This is a genomic window from Thermomonas sp. (assembly GCF_025993755.1).
Lineage (GTDB): Bacteria > Pseudomonadota > Gammaproteobacteria > Xanthomonadales > Xanthomonadaceae > Thermomonas.
Genome location: NZ_JAMQHN010000024.1, coordinates 1 through 15,958, shown reverse-complemented (window position 1 = coordinate 15,958; position 15,958 = coordinate 1). Strand labels below are relative to the sequence as shown.

Genomic DNA, 15,958 nt, shown 5'->3' with positions numbered 1-15,958 from the left:
AGTGTGCATCCGCATGCAAGAGTAGGTCATCGCCAGGGCCTTATCCCCAAACGGGCTGATCCTCACCGATCAGCCCGTTTTTCTTGGCCGCGATTCCTTCGGCGGGAGATCTGGCGGGACTGCCCCGCTGGCTACTCCCCGCCCGCGGGCGCTGCCGGCATCGGAAAGCGCAGGTGCACCTTGGTGCCGCCGAGCGTGCCCTGCTGCCAGTGGATGTCGCCGTGCAGTTCGTCGGCACGCGTGCGCATGCTGCGGGTGCCGCGGCCGCCGCCGATGCGGGACGGATCGAAGTGGCCGTCGTCGGTCACTTCGAAGATCAGATCGGTTTCGACCTGGCGCACGATGATGCGAACCCGCGACGGATTGGCGTGGCGAATGGCATTGGTGACGGCCTCGCGGCCGATGCGGAACAGATGCATGGCCTGGGCGCGGTCCAGCGCCGGGTCGGGCAGGGTGTCGGACTGACGCCAGTCGAGCGTGATGGCGCGGGTCAGCAGGCGCTGCTCGATCTCGTCGCGCAGCAGCGCCAGCACCTCCAGCAGGCTGCCTTCGATGCCGCGGTCGTGGGCGAGGATGGCGCGCAGATCCTGCAGGATTTCTCGCACCAGCTGGCGTTCGCTGTCGGGGACCCGGTGCAGCAGGGTGAGCAGGGCGCTGCCGACGTCGTCGTGGAGGTCGTCGTAAATGCGCTTGCGTTCCTGTTCGACGGCGTGGACGATGGCCAGCTTCTGGCGCAGTTCACCCAGTTCCGGAGGGTCCGGATAGATCGCGGCGTCTTCGCGATGGCCGATGCCGAGCAATCGACGCAGTACGCCGGGCTGCCGCTTGCCTGCTGCCACTGTGGCCTTCCCCTGTTGTCTGCATTCGAACCAGAGTTCGATTGTATGCAGTGCGCCGGCGTCTGCCTGTGCCGTACGTCGCGATTGCAGCGAAGGTTCAGTTTGCCGCTGCGCGGCTGATCTCAGTCCGGCAGGCTGCGGCAGCCCAGTGCGTCGAGCAGGCCATGCACGATGGGCAGGTGGATCAACAGCGGCGCGGCAAGGGTGAGGAGGCCGGCGAGGATCACCAGGGTTCCGGCAATCCGACGGAACGCGCCGCGCTGCAGCCGCTGACCGATGCGGGCGCCGGCCCAGGTCAGCGACACCATCACCGGAAGAGTTCCCAGGCCGAAGGCGGCCATGGTCAACGCGCCGTGCACGGGGCTGGCGGTGAGCCACGCGGCGGCGAGCAGGGTGGAGGACAGGCCGCAGGGCATCCAGCCCCAGAGCATCCCCAGCAGCAGACGGCGCATGGGCGTGTTGGCGGGCAGCAGGCGCCGCTGTAGCGGGCGCAGCGCACGCCACAGCCAGTGGCCGGGGCCGCCGGAGAAGCGCGGCAGGCGATTTTTCGTGTCCAGCATGCGCAGGCCGGCGATCACCAGCACCAGGCCGACCGCGGCGCGCATCGTCACGCCTAGCCACGGCTGCCGAGACAGGCCGAGCAGGCCGCCGCCCAGGCCACCCACGATCGCGCCGGCGAGCACGTAGCCGAGGACCCTGCCGATATTGGGCTGCAGCGCGGCCCACCAGCCGCGCGAGCCGACCGAGAAACCGGTAGCGATGCCGCCGCACATTGCGACGCAGTGGGCGCCGCCGAGGATCCCGGTCAGCAGCGCAGCGCCGAGTACGACGGTGTCAATCGGCATCGTTGCGATCCGGCTCGGCAGCGGTGCTTGATGTCCCGACCTTGTCCCGCGTGGGCGGCGCGTCGTCGCGCAGCACATCCAGCGCCGGCGTGTCGAGATCCTCGAACTGGCCGTGGCGCACCGCCCAGACGAAGATGCCGGCGGCGACGCCGATCATGACCAGGCTGATGGGAATCAGGAACAGCAGGATGTTCATGGCGAGGGTGCGCGGGTCAGGCGCAATGCGTTGGCGGTGACGAGCAGGGACGATAACGCCATTCCCAATGCGGCCAGCCACGGCGTCACCATGCCGGCGGCGGCCAGCGGCAGGGCCAGCAGGTTGTAGCCGATCGCCCAGCCGAGGTTTTCGCGGATGACGCGACGGGTGCGGCGGGCGATTTCGATGGCGGTCGGCACGGCGTGCAGGGACGGGCTGGAGAGCACGAAATCGGCGCTGCGCTGCGCCAGCGCGGCGCCGTCGCCGATCGCCAGCGAGACGTCGGCGCCCGCCAGCACCGGCGCGTCGTTGAGGCCATCGCCGACCATCGCCACGCATTTCCCATCGCCTTGCAACTGTCGCACCAGCGCCAGCTTGTCTTCCGGCGATTGCCGCGCATGCGCCTGTTCCAGTCCCAACGTCTGCGCGATGCGCGCGACGGCCGGCTCGGCGTCGCCGCTGGCCAGATGCAGGTCCAGGCCCTGATCGTGCAGGCGCCGCAGGGCGGGAGCCGCGTCGTCGCGAGCGCGCTCGCCGATCGCGAAACGGGCGCTCTGGCCGGTTCCGCCGCCGAGCCAGACCGCGCCATCGTCTTCGCCGCCGGTGGCGAAGGGCGCGCTGCCGATCCGCCAGCACCGGCCTTCGATTTCGCCTTCGACGCCTTGGCCGGCGATGGCACGCACGGCGCTGGCGGTCGGCGCATTGGCGACGTCGCGGAAGGCGGCGGCCAGCGGGTGGTTGCTGTCGCGCTCCAGCGCCGCGGCAATCCGCAGCGCTTCGGATTCGTCCAGTCCGTGCAGTTGGGCGATCGACTGCAGCTGCGACTTGCCGTCGCTGAGGGTGCCGGTCTTGTCGAACACCACGTCGCTGGCGAAGGCGAGGCGGTCCAGCGCGTCCGGGCGCACCGCCAGCACGCCGATCTTTGCCAGCGCGCCGTGGGCCGCGGCCAGCGCGGCCGGCACCGCCAGCGACAGCGCGCAGGGGCAGCTGATGACCAGCAGGGCAAGCACGACTTCGAAAGCGCGAGATGGGTCGTGCAGGCGCCACCACGCGTACACGGCGATCGCGGAGAGCGCGAGGCCGGCGACGAACCAGGTGGCGATGCGTTCGCTGCCCCGTGCCAGCGCCGGACGGTGCGCCTGCGCGGTTTCCACCAGCCGCACCAGTTCCGCCAACCGGGTGCCGGAGCCGACGCGGGTGACGCGGATGCGCGCCGCGTGTTCGCGGCAGGCGGTGCCGGCGTAGGCGGTTTCACCGGGCTGGCGCATGACCGGCCTGGCTTCGCCGGTCAGCAACGATTCTTCGAAGCAGGCGGGTGCGTCGAGCAGCACGCCGTCTGCCGGTACCGGCTCGCCCACGGCCACGCGCAGGATGTCGCCCACGGCCAGCGCATCGACCGGCACCGATTCGCGGCCGCCCCCGGGCTGTTCGCGGGTGGCGAATGCCGGACGCGCCCGCGCCAGCGCGTCCACTTGCGCGCTGGCGATGCCGCGTGCGCGCTGTTCGAGCTGCCGGGCAACCAGCAGCAGGAACACGAACATGACCGCCGCGTCGAACCAGACGTGCGGACCGCCGCGGAGGGTTTCGATCGTGCTGGCGGTCCACGCCAGCAGGGTGGAGCCGGCGACCAGCGTGTCCATGCCGAGGCGATGGCCGCGCAATTCGTTCCACGCGCCGACGATGAACGGCCAGCCGGCCCAGAACACCACCGGCGTGGACACCATGAAGGTGATCCAGCGGAAGAAGTCGCGGGTGGGGACCGGCATCTGGCTGCGGGTGTCCAGATACAGCGCCTCGGCGAACATCATCGCCTGCATGGCCGCGATGCCGGCCAGGCCGATCCGGATCAGGTCGCGGTTGCGTTCGCGCCGCCTCGCCGCCTCGCGTTCCTCGCCGGTGGCCAGATAGGGCCGGTAGCCGAGCGCGGCCAGCCGCGCCAACGGCTTCGACAGGGGCGTTACCTCCGGATCCCAGGCGATCCGGATGCGGCCGGTGATGGCGTTGGCGGTGGAATCGATCACGCCTTCCTCGCGCATCAGTGCGCGGTCGATCAGCCAGGCGCAGGCGGCGCAGCGCATGCCGTCGGTGAGCACGGTGATTTCGCGTCCGCCCTCGACGGGATGCGCGTGTCCGGCGAGCAGTTCCTCGCGATCCCAGGCGGCCAGCATGGGTGCGTCCGCGTCCACCCGGCCGGCGGGCTGGTCGCGCAGGCGGTAATAGTCTTCGAGGTGGGCGTCGAGAATCCAGCGTGCGGCGGCGGCGCAACCATCGCAGCAGAAGTCGAGGGTTCCCCCGTCCAGATCGGCGCGCACCGGCGTGGGCGGCAGCGGTTCGCCGCAGTGGGAGCAAACGCCGGCGCCTGCGTCCATCGCCTCAGGGCTGGCCGGGATCGACGGACGGCTGCAGGTGGACGGCGAGCTCGCCGCGTGCCAATCGCCCGCGCAGCCGCCAGTCGGGGCTGGCGACGGGTCCGAGTTGCAGCAGCCAGTCGTGGTCGAGCGCCGGTTTGGCGGCGGCGCGCCAGCCGGCATCGAACGGCGTCAGCTCCAGCACGAGGTCGTCGCTGGCGCGCGTGGGGTGATGCAGGGCCAGGCGCAGGCGCTGGGCGTGGTCGAAGTCGCCGGTGGCGGGAAAGACTTCGACGAAGCCGTGTTCGCGATCAATCCGGGCCACCGCGGCCAGTCCGGCCTGCGCCGCCGCCGCATCCGGGCCGAGATCGGCGTTCTGGATGTCGCCGGTGCGCGAGACCTCGTCGGGGACCACGTCCATCGGGCCGCCTTCGGCCGCGACGCGGAGCAGCCAGAAGCTGCCGACGACCGAAGCGAGGACCAACGCCAGCATCAGCCAGACGATCGGTTCGCGCCAGGGCGAGGATTTCTGCTCCATTGCGCTGCCGTGCCTACATCGGACCGAAGAAGGTGCTGTCGACGCGCGCCTTGGCGCTGCCGTCGTCGGCTTCGATCACGAAGGTCAGGTTGTGGCGGCCGCGCACGCCCGCAGCGGGGGCGCCGACCTCGATTTCGTGGGCGATCACCGCGCCGGCCGGCACCTTGACCTCCAGGGGCGCGCCGTTCAGCACCAGCGGAGTCTGGTCGGCCGGTTCGATCCGTACCCGGTAGCTGCGGTCGGCGTCGGTCTTGTTGACCAGCTTGAGGGTGTAACCGTTGTCGATGCGGTCGCCGTGTTCGCGATAAAGCGCGTTGCGGTCGCGCAGCACGTCGGCGATCAGCGGACTGCGGTGGAACACGCCCCAGGTCCAGCCGGAGACCAGCGCGGCGAGCAGGACGGCATAGACGACGATGCGCGGACGCAGTACCCGCGCCGGCTGGCCGTCGAGCGCGTTCTGGGTGGTGTAGCGGATCAGGCCGCGCGGCATCCCGACCTTGTCCATCACCTCGTCGCAGGCGTCGATGCACAGGCCGCAGGCGATGCACTCGTACTGCAGGCCGTTGCGAATGTCGATGCCGACCGGGCAGACCTGCACGCACATGGTGCAGTCGATGCAGTCGCCGAGCTGTTCCGGCTCGAACTTCGGCAGCGGCGCGGCTTCCTCACCCGCGGCCGCGAGAGTGACGGTGCCGCCGGCCTGCAAGCGGGCCGCCGCCGCGCTCGGGTGCTGGCTGGCGCGGAACACGTAGTCGTAGGCGGTGCGCACGTCGAGCAGGCCGCGCGCGCGTTCGAGCACGCTGGGCAGGCCCTTGCGGCGCGGGCCGCGCGGCTCGCCGCGCAGCGGGTCGTAGGCGATGATCAGGGTGTCGCGGTCGAACATCGCGCTCTGGAAACGCGCGTAGGGACACATGTACTTGCAGACCTGCTCGCGCAGGATGCCGGCGTTGCCCCAGGTGGCCAGCGAATAGAACAGCACCCAGAAGGTTTCCCAGCCGTTCCAGTCGAGCGTGAACAGGCGCTGGCCGAGGCTGGCGATCGGGGTGAAGAAACCGACGAAGGTGAATCCGGTCCACAGCGCGAACACCAGCCACAGGACGTGCTTGCTGCCCTTGCGCAGGATCTTCTCGCGGTTCCACGGGCCGGCGTCGAGCTTGATGCGCTTGCCGCGGTCGCCCTCGGTCCAGCGTTCGATCCACATGAAGGTTTCGGTCCACACCGTCTGCGGGCAGGCGTAGCCGCACCACAGCCGACCGGCCAGCGCGGTGGCGAAGAACAGGGTCATCGCCAGCACGATCAGCAGGATCGCGAGCAGGCTGAAATCCTGCGGCCAGAAGGTCAATCCCCAGACGTGGAACTTGCGTGCGGGCAGATCGAACAGCACCGCCTGGCGGCCGTCCCACCGCAGCCATGGGAACAGGTAGTACATGCCCAGCAGCCAGAACACCGCCAACCGCCGCATCCGGTCGAAGCGGCCGGAGATGTCGCGTGGATAGACCTTGCGTTCGCTGACATAGACGGAATCGCCGCCGGAGTCCAGCAGATCGATGTCGATGCGTTTGTTCACGACGTATTACCGCCCGGCTCTGGGTCCGTTGAAGCGGCTCGAAGGCCGCAGCAGGATCCATGTGAACAGGCTGGACGAGGCCGTCGCCAGCCAGAAGGTGAAGAAGCCGATGGTGTAGCCCGCCTCGCGGCTGATCGCCAGGTGCGGGAACGTCATGTCGCGCAGTTCCAGCGGATCGACGAAGGCGAAGAACACCATCGTCGCCACGCCTGCGGCGAAGAAGCTCGGCCACAGCACGGCTCCCACGCGCTGTGCCATCGGGCGCGGCGGATGATCGAACCCGGGCGTGGTGAAGTCGGTCATTGCGCCGTCCGCGGTGCCCCGCTGTGCGACAGCGACCAGACGTAGGCCGCCACCAGCCGCGTCCGGGTATCTCCCAGCGTTTCGCCCCAGGCCGGCATGCTGCCATGACGGCCGTTGGCGATGGTCTCATGCAACGATTCGGTACTGTCGCCGTAGAGCCAGTAGCCGTCGGTCAGATCGGGCGCGCCCAGGGCCGTGTTGCCCTTGCCGTCCTTGCCGTGGCAGGCCGCGCAGACGTTTTCGAACAGATCCCTGCCGCGGGCGGCGGCGAAGTCGTTCGGCGCGGTCGTGCCCTTGTTGCCGAGTTGGCGCACGTAGGCGATCACGTAATCCACTGCGTCCGGGCCGCCCATGCCGGTGAGCGCCTTGCCCCAGGCCGGCATCACGCCTTCGCGGCCTTTCTGCACGGTTTCGAGAATGCGCTCCGGGCTGCCGCCCCAGTGCCAGATGTCGTCGGTCAGGTTGGGGTAGCCGGTCGCGCCCTTCGCCGAGGAACCGTGGCAGGTGGCGCAGTTGTTGGCGAAGATCGAGCGGCCAAGTTCGACCGCGGCCGGGTTTTGCGCCAGCACGTCGATCGCCTTGCCCTTGTAGGGCGCAAAGGTGCGTTCCAGCTGCGCATTGGCCAGCGCCGCGGCCTGGTCGTGCTCGGCCCTGGAACTCCAGTGGCCGAAGCCCTGGTAGGTGCCGAAGCCGCCGTACCAGAACAGGTAGCCGAAGGCGAAGGCGATGGCGATGTAGAAGCCGTTGATCCACCAGCGCGGCATCGGCTTGTTGAATTCGGTGATGTCGCCATCCCAGTAGTGGCTGATGTCTTCCGGCTTGGGATCGCCGGGGCGGCGCTTGGCGGTCCACCACAGCAGCCAGGTGATGCCGAGCAAGTTGAACAGCACCAGCAGGATGACGTACCAGTTCCAGAAAGTGGTCATCGGCTGCCCTCCTCGGCGCGATCGTTGCGCAGTTCGCCGGGGGGGATGACGTCGTCATCCACCGCCAGCCGCGCGGTGGCCTCGAAACCCTTGCGCAGCCGCGGCTGCCAGGCCCAGATCCACAGGCCGACGAAGAGGATCAGGAACAGCGTGGTCAGGATGCCGGAGATCATGCTTCAGCCCCCCTTCGGCGCGTGCTTGCCGAGGCCCTGCAGGTAGGCCACCAGCGCGTCGAGTTCGGTCTTGCCTGCGACCGCGGCCGGCGCACCGGCGATGTCGGCGTCCGTGTACGGATCGCCAAGCCGTCGAAGCGCGCGCATGTGCGCCTGCACGGTGGCGCCGTCGAGCGTGTTCTTCTCCAGCCACGGGAAGGCCGGCATGTTCGATTCGGGCACAACGGCGCGCGGGTCGGTCATGTGCACGCGGTGCCAGTCGTCGGAGTAGCGTCCGCCGACGCGGGCCAGATCCGGGCCCGTGCGCTTGGAGCCCCACTGGAACGGGCGGTCGTAGACCGACTCGCCGGCCATCGAATAGTGGCCGTAGCGCTCGGTTTCGAAGCGCAGGGTACGGATCATCTGCGAATGGCAGTTGTAGCAACCCTCGCGGACGTAGATGTCGCGCCCGGCAAGTTGCAGTGCGGGATACGGCTTGACGCCTGGCAGCGGCTGGATGGCTTCGGCCTGGAACATCAGCGGCACGATTTCCGCAAGGCCGCCGAGCGAGACGGCGACCGCGATCAGCACGGCCAGCAGGCCGACGTTCTTTTCCAGCTTCTCGTGTGCAATTCCCATGGTGTCGTCCTCAGGCGATCGCTTCGGCGGCATCGGGGGCCAGGAGCGGATGCTCGACCAGGCCCTGGGACTGCTTCCATGTCTTCCACATGTGCCAGCCCATCAGGCACATGCCGGCGAGGATCATCAACCCGCCGAGCAGTCGGCCGAGATAATAGGGGTAGGTGGCGACCAGCGATTCGACGAAGCTGTAGGTCAGCGTGCCGTCGGGGTTGGTGGCGCGCCACATCAGGCCCTGGGTGATGCCGGCGATCCACATCGAGACGATGTAGAACACCACGCCGATCGTGTGCAGCCAGAAATGGGCGTCGATCAGCTTGGTCGAGTACATGCCCGGAAGGCCCAGCAGGCGCGGATACAGACTGTAGAGCGAGCCGATCGAGATCATCGCCACCCAGCCGAGGGTGCCCGCGTGGACGTGGCCGACGGTCCAGTCGGTGTAGTGGGACAGCGAGTTGACCGTCTTGATCGACAACATCGGGCCTTCGAAGGTCGCGATCATGTAGAAGCTGATCGCCACGATGAGGAACTTGAGGATCGGGTCGGTGCGCAGCTTGTGCCACACGCCCGAGAGCGTGAGGATGCCGTTCATCGCGCCGCCCCAGCTGGGCGCCAGCAGGATCACCGAGAACACCATGCCCACCGATTGCGCCCAGTCCGGCAGCGCGGTGTAGTGCAGGTGGTGCGGGCCGGCCCACATGTAGATCGAGATCAGCGCCCAGAAGTGGACGATGGACAGACGATAGGAGTAGATCGGGCGCTGCGCCTGCTTCGGCACGAAGTAGTACATCATCGCCAGGTAGCCGACGGTGAGCAGGAACGCCACGCCGTTGTGCCCGTACCACCACTGCGCCATCGCGTCGACCGCGCCGCTGTAGACCGAGTACGACTTCCACAAGCCGGCCGGCATCACGATGTTGTTGACGATGTGCAGCAATGCGACGGCAATCACGTAGGCGCCATAGAACCAGTTGGCCACGTAGATGTGCTTGACCCGGCGCTTGGCCACCGTGCCGAAGAACAGCCAGCCGTAGGCGACCCAGACGATCGCGATCCACAGGTCGATCGGCCATTCGAGTTCGGCATATTCCTTGCTCTGGGTGATGCCCAGCGGCAGGGTGATGACGGCGCTGACCATCGCCGCCTGCCAGCCCCAGAACACGAAGGCGGCGAGCTTGTCGGAGATCAGCCGCACGTGGCAGGTGCGCTGGACCACGTACAGCGAGGTGGCGAACAGCACCGAGCCGCCGAACGCGAAGATCATGCCGTTGGTGTGCAGCGGCCGGATCCTGCTGTAGGTCAGGTACGGAATGTCGAAGTTGAGTGCCGGCCAGTACAATTGCGCGGCGCAGAGAACGCCGACGGCCATGCCGACGATGCCCCAGATCACGGTGGCCACCGCGAACTGGTGGACGACCTTGTCGTTGTAGCTGCCGGCATTGGCTTGCATGCGGGTCTCCGAGAGCGGAATTCTGCCCGTCCTGCCGCTGGAAAACGTCCGGACGGGAGGTTGTGTCGCGAGGCTGCGCGACCTCGCCATGGCGGCAGGGCTCGAACCAAGCGAAAACGGGGGCGTTTCAGGGCATAATTGTACGGAAGATTCGCCTGAGTTTGCAGACGATGAATGAACCGGTTTCGCTGAACCTCGCCAGGCTTCGGCGCAGTTGCACGGAGTGTTCGATCCAGCAGCTGTGCCTGCCGGCGGGCATGAATGGCGAAGACATCGGGCGGCTGGACACGGTGGCGCGCCGGCGACGTCCGCTTGCCAAGGGCGAGTCGCTGTTTCGTGCGGGCGACCCGCTGCGCGCGGTCTATGTCGCCAGCGAGGGCTGCTTCAAGACGGCGGTGGTCAACGCTTCCGGCGAGGAGCACATCCTCGGCTTCCACCTGCAGGGCGAGTTGTTCGGCCTGGATGCGGTGGGCACCGGGCAGCATCGCTGTGAAGCGATTGCGCTGGTCGATTCGCGGGTCTGCGAGTTGCCGTTCGACCGGCTGGCCTCCATCGCCGCCAAGCTGCCCAGCCTGCAGAACCAGCTGCTGCGCGTCATCGGCCAAAGCGCCAACCACGACCACGATCACGTGGAAGTCCTGGCCCGGCGTCAGGCCAGCGAGCGCATCGCCCTGTTCGTGCACGGCCTGTCCGAGCGCTATCGCCAGATCGGGCGGCCCTCCAACGACTTCCACCTGCCGATGAGCCGCGACGAAATCGCGCGCTACCTGGGACTGGTCCTGGAAACCGTGAGCCGCGGTTTCAGCCGCCTGCACGAGGACGGCATCATCGAGGTGCATGGCCGCCGGGTGCGCATCCTCGACGAGGAAGCCCTTTACGCGGCGGCCAATGGCGGCAACGGCGGCCAGAGCCCGGAGCCTCGCAAACGCAACAGCGCCTGAGCGTCGGCGCGGCATTTCACGCTGTCGTGAGGACGAGTGACCGGAGCGTCATGGCGGAAAGCGGATCAACGCCGTTCGACGATGCGCTGGATCTGCGCGGGCTGCCCGCGCCCGAGCCGCTGCTGCGGGCGCTGGAGGCCGTGGATGCGCTGCTGCCGGGGCAGCGGCTGGATGTGCTGACACCGATGTTGCCCCGGCCCCTGTTGGCCGAACTCGATGCGCGCGGCCTGCGCTGGAGCGCAAGCGACTGCGTCGATGGCGGCACCCGGATCCACGTCGAACGGCCGCTGCGGAGATGACCAAGCTGCGCATGGCGCAGGCGCCGGTGCCGGCGATCCCGCGCCTGTTCCTGCGTTCGGCCGCGCTCTGGGGCGTGTTCGCCGGTGCCTTGCTGATGGCCGATGGCGAGGCAGCGCTGGCTTCGCGCTGGAGCGGTGCGACCCTGGCGCTGGTGCATGCGCTGACTCTGGGGTTTCTCGGCAATGCGATGTTCGGCGCACTCCTGCAGTTCCTGCCGGTGGCGGTGGGCGCTTCGGTGCGCGGCGGTGCGCGCGCCGCGCGGATCCTGCATGGGCTGCTGAATCTGGGTGTCGCGCTGCTGATCGCCGGGTTCCGTTGGCCGCAAGCGCTGAATCCGACGTGGGGTGGAGGCCTGCTGCTGGTCGCGTTCCTGCTGCTGGCGGCCCTGGTGCTGCCCGGCCTGCTGCGCGCGGAAGGCGAGCGCTTCCTGCGTCAGGGCATCGGGCTGGCCGTGGCTGCCGCGCTGGTGACGGCGACGCTCGGTCTGCTGCTGGCGCTGGGTTGGAGCGGCCTGTTGCATCTGCCGCAGCTGACCCTGACCGACGCCCATGCCGGATGGGGGCTGCTTGGCTGGGTGCTGGGCCTGCTGGCCGCAGTGGCGCGGGTGGTGGCGCCGATGTTCCAGGGCGCAGTGCCTGCGCCGGCGCGGGCGCAGGGAGGATGGCAGCTCGTGCTTTATGTGCTGCTGATGGCGCTGCTGTTCTGCGCGGCGCGCGGCACGACACCGGACTGGCTGCGGATCGCGCTGTCGCTGCCGATGCTGGTCTTCGCAATCGGCGGTCTGTGGCTGCAGCTGGGCGCGCGCCACTTGCGGCTGGTGCCGTTGACCTTTTTCTGGTGCGCGGGATTCGCTGTCCTCGCGATCGCCGGCTGTCTGTTGCTGGCCGGCGCTGGTGGCGCGATGATGGTTGGCGCGCTGGTCGTCGCCATCGGCCTGCCGCTGCTGGTGACCGGCATGTCGCTGGAAATCGTCGCCTTCCTCGGGTGGATCGAATTGCAGCGCGAGTGCGGCAAGGGCGTGCACGTGCCTGGCGTGCAGCTCTTGATGCCCTCGCGCGACAAGGCCGTCGTGCTGGCGCTGCACCTGTTGGCCGGGCTGCTGCTGGCACTGGCCGTGAGGCAGGTGTGGATGGCGGCGATCGCGGGCGCTGCGCTGCTGTTCGCGCACTGCGCCTCGTTCGTGGCGCTGGGTGGAGCGCGTCGTCGCGGACGTCGGTTCATCGCCGAACGGACAAGATGAACGATGGGCATCGAAGCCGGATGCAACCCGATCACGCTGGCGCCGGTGACATAAAATGACGCGCATCAAGGATTCCGATGGGCCGCTGTCCGCATGATTCGCATCGCCATGTGCGCATCCACGCTTCAAATCGCCCGCATCCGTCACGCCGACCACGCCGGATGCGCCTTGCGCCACCCATGCGCGACGTCCGTCGCGACCCTCCTCCGTCCGGAATCCTCGCGCTGAGCACACTCCGAGCGGTTCCCCCACGCCCGTCGCGATTCGCGGCGCCCGTTTCGTCATGAGGTGACAATGAACGCCACAGCCGCCCCCGTCGCTCCCGCCTGGAGCCCCGATCTGGAAGAGCGCTACGCGCCGCTGGTCGAGCAACTCGAACGGTTGATCCCGTGCATGGAAGTGCCGCTGCATCTGCCGTGGATCGACGCGATCAACACGCTGAAGAAGGAGCGCGGCGCGCTGATCATGGCGCACAACTACCAGTCGCCGGAGATCTTCTACGGCGTGGCCGACATCACCGGCGATTCGCTGGCGCTTGCACAGCAGGCCGCGACCTGCGACAGCGACATCGTGGTGATGTGCGGCGTGCACTTCATGGCCGAGAGCGTGAAAGTGCTGGCGCCGGACAAGACCGTGCTGATACCGGACATGGAAGCCGGCTGTTCGCTGGCCGCCTCGATCACCGCCGAAGACGTGCTGGCGCTGCGCGCCAAGCACCCGGGTATCCCGGTGGTCAGCTACGTCAATACCTCCGCGGCGGTGAAGGCGGTCTCCGATTCCTGCTGCACCTCGGCCAACGCGGTGCAGGTGACCGAGGCGGTGGCCAGGGAATTCGGCGTGGACAAGGTGATCTTCCTGCCGGATCGCTACCTCGGTTCCTGGGTGGCCCAGCAGACCGACGTCGAGCTGGTGCTGTGGCAGGGCGCCTGCGAGGTACACGAGAAGTTCACCGCGATGGAAGCGCGGCATGCGCGCGAGCGGTTCAAGGCGAAGATCGTCGCCCATCCGGAATGTCCGCCCGAGGTGCTGGCCGAAGCCGATTTCGTCGGTTCCACCAGCGCGATGGGCAGGTGGCTGGACAAGGAAAAACCCGAGCGGGTGGCGATGATCACCGAGTGCTCGATGGCCGACAACCTGCGCAACGATTTCCCGCAGGTCGAGTTCATCAAGCCCTGCAATCTGTGCCCGTACATGAAAAAAATCACGTTGCCGAAGATCCATGCCGTGCTCAGCGATCTGAGCAACGAGGTCGTGGTGCCGGAGGAGGACATCGCCGGTGCGCGCAAGGCGCTGGATCGGATGCTGGCGGTCGGGCGCCGCGACCGGGTGTGAACGCCGCCGAACCGATCATCGTCGTCGGCGGCGGGATCGCCGGCGTTGCCGCCGCGCTGGCTGCCGCGCCGGCGCCGGTGCTGTTGCTCACCCGCGCGCCGGGTGCGCGCGGAGCGGCCAGCCTGCTGGCGCAGGGCGGCATCGCTGCGGCAATCGGCGCGGGCGACACGCTCGAAGAACACGCCCGCGACACGCTCGTGGCCGGCAGCCGGCACAACGATCCGGCGGTGGTCGATCTGCTGACCCGCAGTGCGCCCGACGCGGTCCACTGGCTGGAATCGCTCGGCGTGGTTTTCGACCGCAAGCCCGACGGCAGCCTGGCGCTGGGTCGCGAAGGCGGCCACGATCGCCCGCGCATCGTCCACGCGGGCGGCGACGCCACCGGCGCCAAGGTCATGGAAACGCTGGTGGCCGCGGCGCGCGCGTCCGGCCACATCACCCGTCGCGCCGGCGTCGAGGTCGATGGGTTGCTGCTGGATGGCGATGGGGTTTGCGGTGCCAGCTTCACGACGGCGGACGGGGTGCGCGAGACCGTGCGCGGTCGCGCGGTCGTGCTGGCGACCGGCGGCATCGGCGCGCTGTTCGCGCAGACCAGCAATCCCCCCGATGCCGACGGCAGCGGACTGGCGCTGGCGCTGGCGGTGGGCGCGGCGCTGCGCGATCTGGAATTCGTGCAGTTCCACCCGACCGCATTGATGCTGCCGGGGCAGCACAGCCTGCCGCTGGTGACCGAAGCCCTGCGCGGGGCTGGCGCCCACCTGCACGACAGCAAGGGACGCCGGCTGATGGAAGGCGTGCATCCGCTCGGCGATCTGGCGCCGCGCGACATCGTTGCCCGCCAGGTCTGGCAGGCCTGCCAGCACGGCGGCGCGGTGCTGGACGCGCGCATGGTCGGCGCTGCGTTCGCCGAAAAATTCCCGACCGTGCTGCGCGCCTGCCTCGACCACGGCATCGATCCGCGCGTGCAGCCGATCCCGGTGGTTCCCGCCGCCCATTTCCACATGGGCGGGATCGCGACCGACATCGACAGTCGCACCTCGCGGGCCGGCCTCTACGCGGTTGGCGAAGTGGCCTGCAACGGCGTCCACGGCGCCAATCGGCTGGCCAGCAATTCGCTGCTGGAGGGCCTGGTCTTCGGCCGCCGGCTGGGCGCGATGTTGCGTGAAGCGCCCGAAACTTCCGGCGGCGGCGACGCGTGCGATGAGCGTCGCCATCCGGCATCGCTCGACGCGCACGCGCAAGCGTCGCTGCGCAACCTGATGGCGCGGGCGATGGGGCCGCTGCGTGATGGCGACAGCCTGCAGCAGGCGATCCAGGACGCCGAAGAACTGGCGTCCGGCGGCTGGCAGGGTGGCGTCGCGCATGCCCTGATCGCTGCGGCGCTGGCGCGCAAGGAAAGCTTGGGTGCGCATTACCGCACGGATTCCGCTTGAATCCCGCTTTCCCGATCCCATATCAGAGTTGTTCACACCCGATTGGAGATGGACCGTGCGGCACGAAATCAAGATATTGCCGTTTGCCTTGGCCTGCGCCCTGTTCGCCACGCCCGCGCTGGCCCAGCAAGCGACTTCCCATGCCGATCACGCCGCTCACGCACGCCACGCGGCAACTGCGGCCGAAGCGCCGGCGCAGCGCTGGTCGACCGATGCGCCGCTGCGTGCCGGAATGCGCGAGATTCGTGCGGCCACCGCGCAACTCGCGCAGCGCCGGGCGGGGCATCTGGAAGCGGGCCAGGGCACCGCGGCTGCGGCCCGGATCGATGTCGCGATCCGGAACATGATCGCCAACTGCAAGCTCGACCCGCAGGCGGACGCCGCCCTGCATGGCCTGTTGGCGAAGTTCATGGCCGGCGCCGACGCCGCGCGCAGCGGGCGTTTTTCTCCCGCCGACCTGAACTCCATGCAGCAGGCGTTGGCACGCTATCCGGAACTGTTCGACGATCCGGGCTGGAAGGGACGCTAGAGCACCCCGATTCCGACCCCCTAGGGAAGGTCTGAACAACTCGCCATCTATCGGCGACAATACCGTCTCACCTCCGGGATGACTTCTGATGCAGCTGACGTTCGGTGACGCCGAAGATGTTGGCGCCCGTCTAAAACTGACCATCTGAGCATGGGTATTTCCGCTCAAAATTGACCAGGGTGTTCCCCCCTATCCTGCTGCTTTTTTGACCAGCAGGGATGACGAGGTGATCACCATCAGAGGCCTAACACCTGAGTTAAGCCGTGCCGCGAAGCGGCTTTCGGGGTTCTACCCCGAAATCACGGACGGTTGTGAAAGAGCTGCAAACTTCCGATCCTGCCTTTCGACCCTGCGACGTATCCTCGGATTGTGGAACCGCT

At 68.4% G+C, this 15,958-nt stretch carries 17 protein-coding genes; 6 read left to right on the top strand and 11 right to left on the bottom strand.

Annotated features, from left to right (window positions below; all coding sequences use genetic code 11):
• Positions 1 to 131 precede the first annotated feature (131 nt).
• The 11 genes from Q0X16_RS01730 to ccoN form a co-directional block, all read right to left on the bottom strand.
• Positions 132 to 839, bottom strand: coding sequence for an ATP-binding protein (locus Q0X16_RS01730; protein WP_297829994.1), 708 nt, complete (start codon positions 837 to 839; stop codon positions 132 to 134).
• Between the two features lie 122 nt (positions 840 to 961).
• Entirely contained in the window at positions 962 to 1,684 is a 723-nt protein-coding gene (locus tag Q0X16_RS01725; RefSeq protein ID WP_297829992.1) for a sulfite exporter TauE/SafE family protein, read from the bottom strand.
• Positions 1,674 to 1,880 carry a cbb3-type cytochrome oxidase assembly protein CcoS gene (ccoS, locus tag Q0X16_RS01720; RefSeq protein WP_297829990.1) on the bottom strand — a complete coding sequence of 69 codons (207 nt, stop codon included), beginning with the start codon at positions 1,878 to 1,880 and terminating at the stop codon, positions 1,674 to 1,676. The genes Q0X16_RS01725 and ccoS overlap by 11 nt, the downstream gene beginning before the upstream one ends.
• The gene (locus tag Q0X16_RS01715; protein WP_297829988.1) at positions 1,877 to 4,249 is read right to left on the bottom strand and encodes a heavy metal translocating P-type ATPase; all 2,373 of its coding nucleotides are present in this window, start codon (positions 4,247 to 4,249) and stop codon (positions 1,877 to 1,879) included. The genes ccoS and Q0X16_RS01715 overlap by 4 nt, the downstream gene beginning before the upstream one ends.
• Before the next feature lie 4 nt (positions 4,250 to 4,253).
• Complete coding sequence (locus tag Q0X16_RS01710) at positions 4,254 to 4,766, bottom strand: FixH family protein (RefSeq protein ID WP_297829986.1); 513 nt, start codon at positions 4,764 to 4,766, stop codon at positions 4,254 to 4,256.
• Between the two features lie 13 nt (positions 4,767 to 4,779).
• Positions 4,780 to 6,333 carry a 4Fe-4S dicluster domain-containing protein gene (locus tag Q0X16_RS01705; protein ID WP_297829984.1) on the bottom strand — a complete coding sequence of 518 codons (1,554 nt, stop codon included), beginning with the start codon at positions 6,331 to 6,333 and terminating at the stop codon, positions 4,780 to 4,782.
• 6 nt (positions 6,334 to 6,339) lie between these two features.
• A complete protein-coding gene (locus Q0X16_RS01700) occupies positions 6,340 to 6,636 on the bottom strand; it encodes a hypothetical protein (protein ID WP_297829983.1) in 297 nt (98 codons plus the stop codon).
• Positions 6,633 to 7,562 carry a cytochrome-c oxidase, cbb3-type subunit III gene (ccoP, locus tag Q0X16_RS01695; RefSeq protein WP_297829980.1) on the bottom strand — a complete coding sequence of 310 codons (930 nt, stop codon included), beginning with the start codon at positions 7,560 to 7,562 and terminating at the stop codon, positions 6,633 to 6,635. The genes Q0X16_RS01700 and ccoP overlap by 4 nt, the downstream gene beginning before the upstream one ends.
• Entirely contained in the window at positions 7,559 to 7,735 is a 177-nt protein-coding gene (locus Q0X16_RS01690) for a cbb3-type cytochrome c oxidase subunit 3 (protein ID WP_297829978.1), read from the bottom strand. Before Q0X16_RS01690 ends, ccoP begins: the two co-directional genes overlap by 4 nt.
• A gap of 3 nt (positions 7,736 to 7,738) precedes the next feature.
• A complete protein-coding gene (ccoO, locus tag Q0X16_RS01685) occupies positions 7,739 to 8,353 on the bottom strand; it encodes a cytochrome-c oxidase, cbb3-type subunit II (RefSeq protein WP_297829976.1) in 615 nt (204 codons plus the stop codon).
• Positions 8,354 to 8,363: 10 nt separating this feature from the next.
• Positions 8,364 to 9,803, bottom strand: a complete 1,440-nt coding sequence (gene ccoN, locus Q0X16_RS01680; RefSeq protein WP_297829974.1) for a cytochrome-c oxidase, cbb3-type subunit I — start codon at positions 9,801 to 9,803, stop codon at positions 8,364 to 8,366.
• A 170-nt stretch (positions 9,804 to 9,973) separates the two neighbouring features.
• Between ccoN and Q0X16_RS01675 the strand changes: the two genes are divergently transcribed.
• The 6 genes from Q0X16_RS01675 to Q0X16_RS01650 all read left to right on the top strand — a co-directional run bounded on the left by Q0X16_RS01675 (position 9,974) and on the right by Q0X16_RS01650 (position 15,578).
• The gene (locus Q0X16_RS01675; RefSeq protein ID WP_297829972.1) at positions 9,974 to 10,744 is read left to right on the top strand and encodes a helix-turn-helix domain-containing protein; all 771 of its coding nucleotides are present in this window, start codon (positions 9,974 to 9,976) and stop codon (positions 10,742 to 10,744) included.
• Positions 10,745 to 10,794: 50 nt separating this feature from the next.
• A complete protein-coding gene (locus Q0X16_RS01670; protein WP_297829970.1) occupies positions 10,795 to 11,043 on the top strand; it encodes a DUF2249 domain-containing protein in 249 nt (82 codons plus the stop codon).
• A complete protein-coding gene (locus Q0X16_RS01665; RefSeq protein WP_297829968.1) occupies positions 11,040 to 12,284 on the top strand; it encodes a hypothetical protein in 1,245 nt (414 codons plus the stop codon). The genes Q0X16_RS01670 and Q0X16_RS01665 overlap by 4 nt, the downstream gene beginning before the upstream one ends.
• 294 nt (positions 12,285 to 12,578) lie before the next feature.
• Entirely contained in the window at positions 12,579 to 13,616 is a 1,038-nt protein-coding gene (gene nadA / locus Q0X16_RS01660) for a quinolinate synthase NadA (RefSeq protein WP_297829966.1), read from the top strand.
• Positions 13,613 to 15,049, top strand: coding sequence for an L-aspartate oxidase (locus Q0X16_RS01655; RefSeq protein WP_297829964.1), 1,437 nt, complete (start codon positions 13,613 to 13,615; stop codon positions 15,047 to 15,049). Before nadA ends, Q0X16_RS01655 begins: the two co-directional genes overlap by 4 nt.
• 55 nt (positions 15,050 to 15,104) lie before the next feature.
• Positions 15,105 to 15,578 carry a DnrO protein gene (locus Q0X16_RS01650; RefSeq protein ID WP_297829962.1) on the top strand — a complete coding sequence of 158 codons (474 nt, stop codon included), beginning with the start codon at positions 15,105 to 15,107 and terminating at the stop codon, positions 15,576 to 15,578.
• Positions 15,579 to 15,958: the final 380 nt, after the last annotated feature.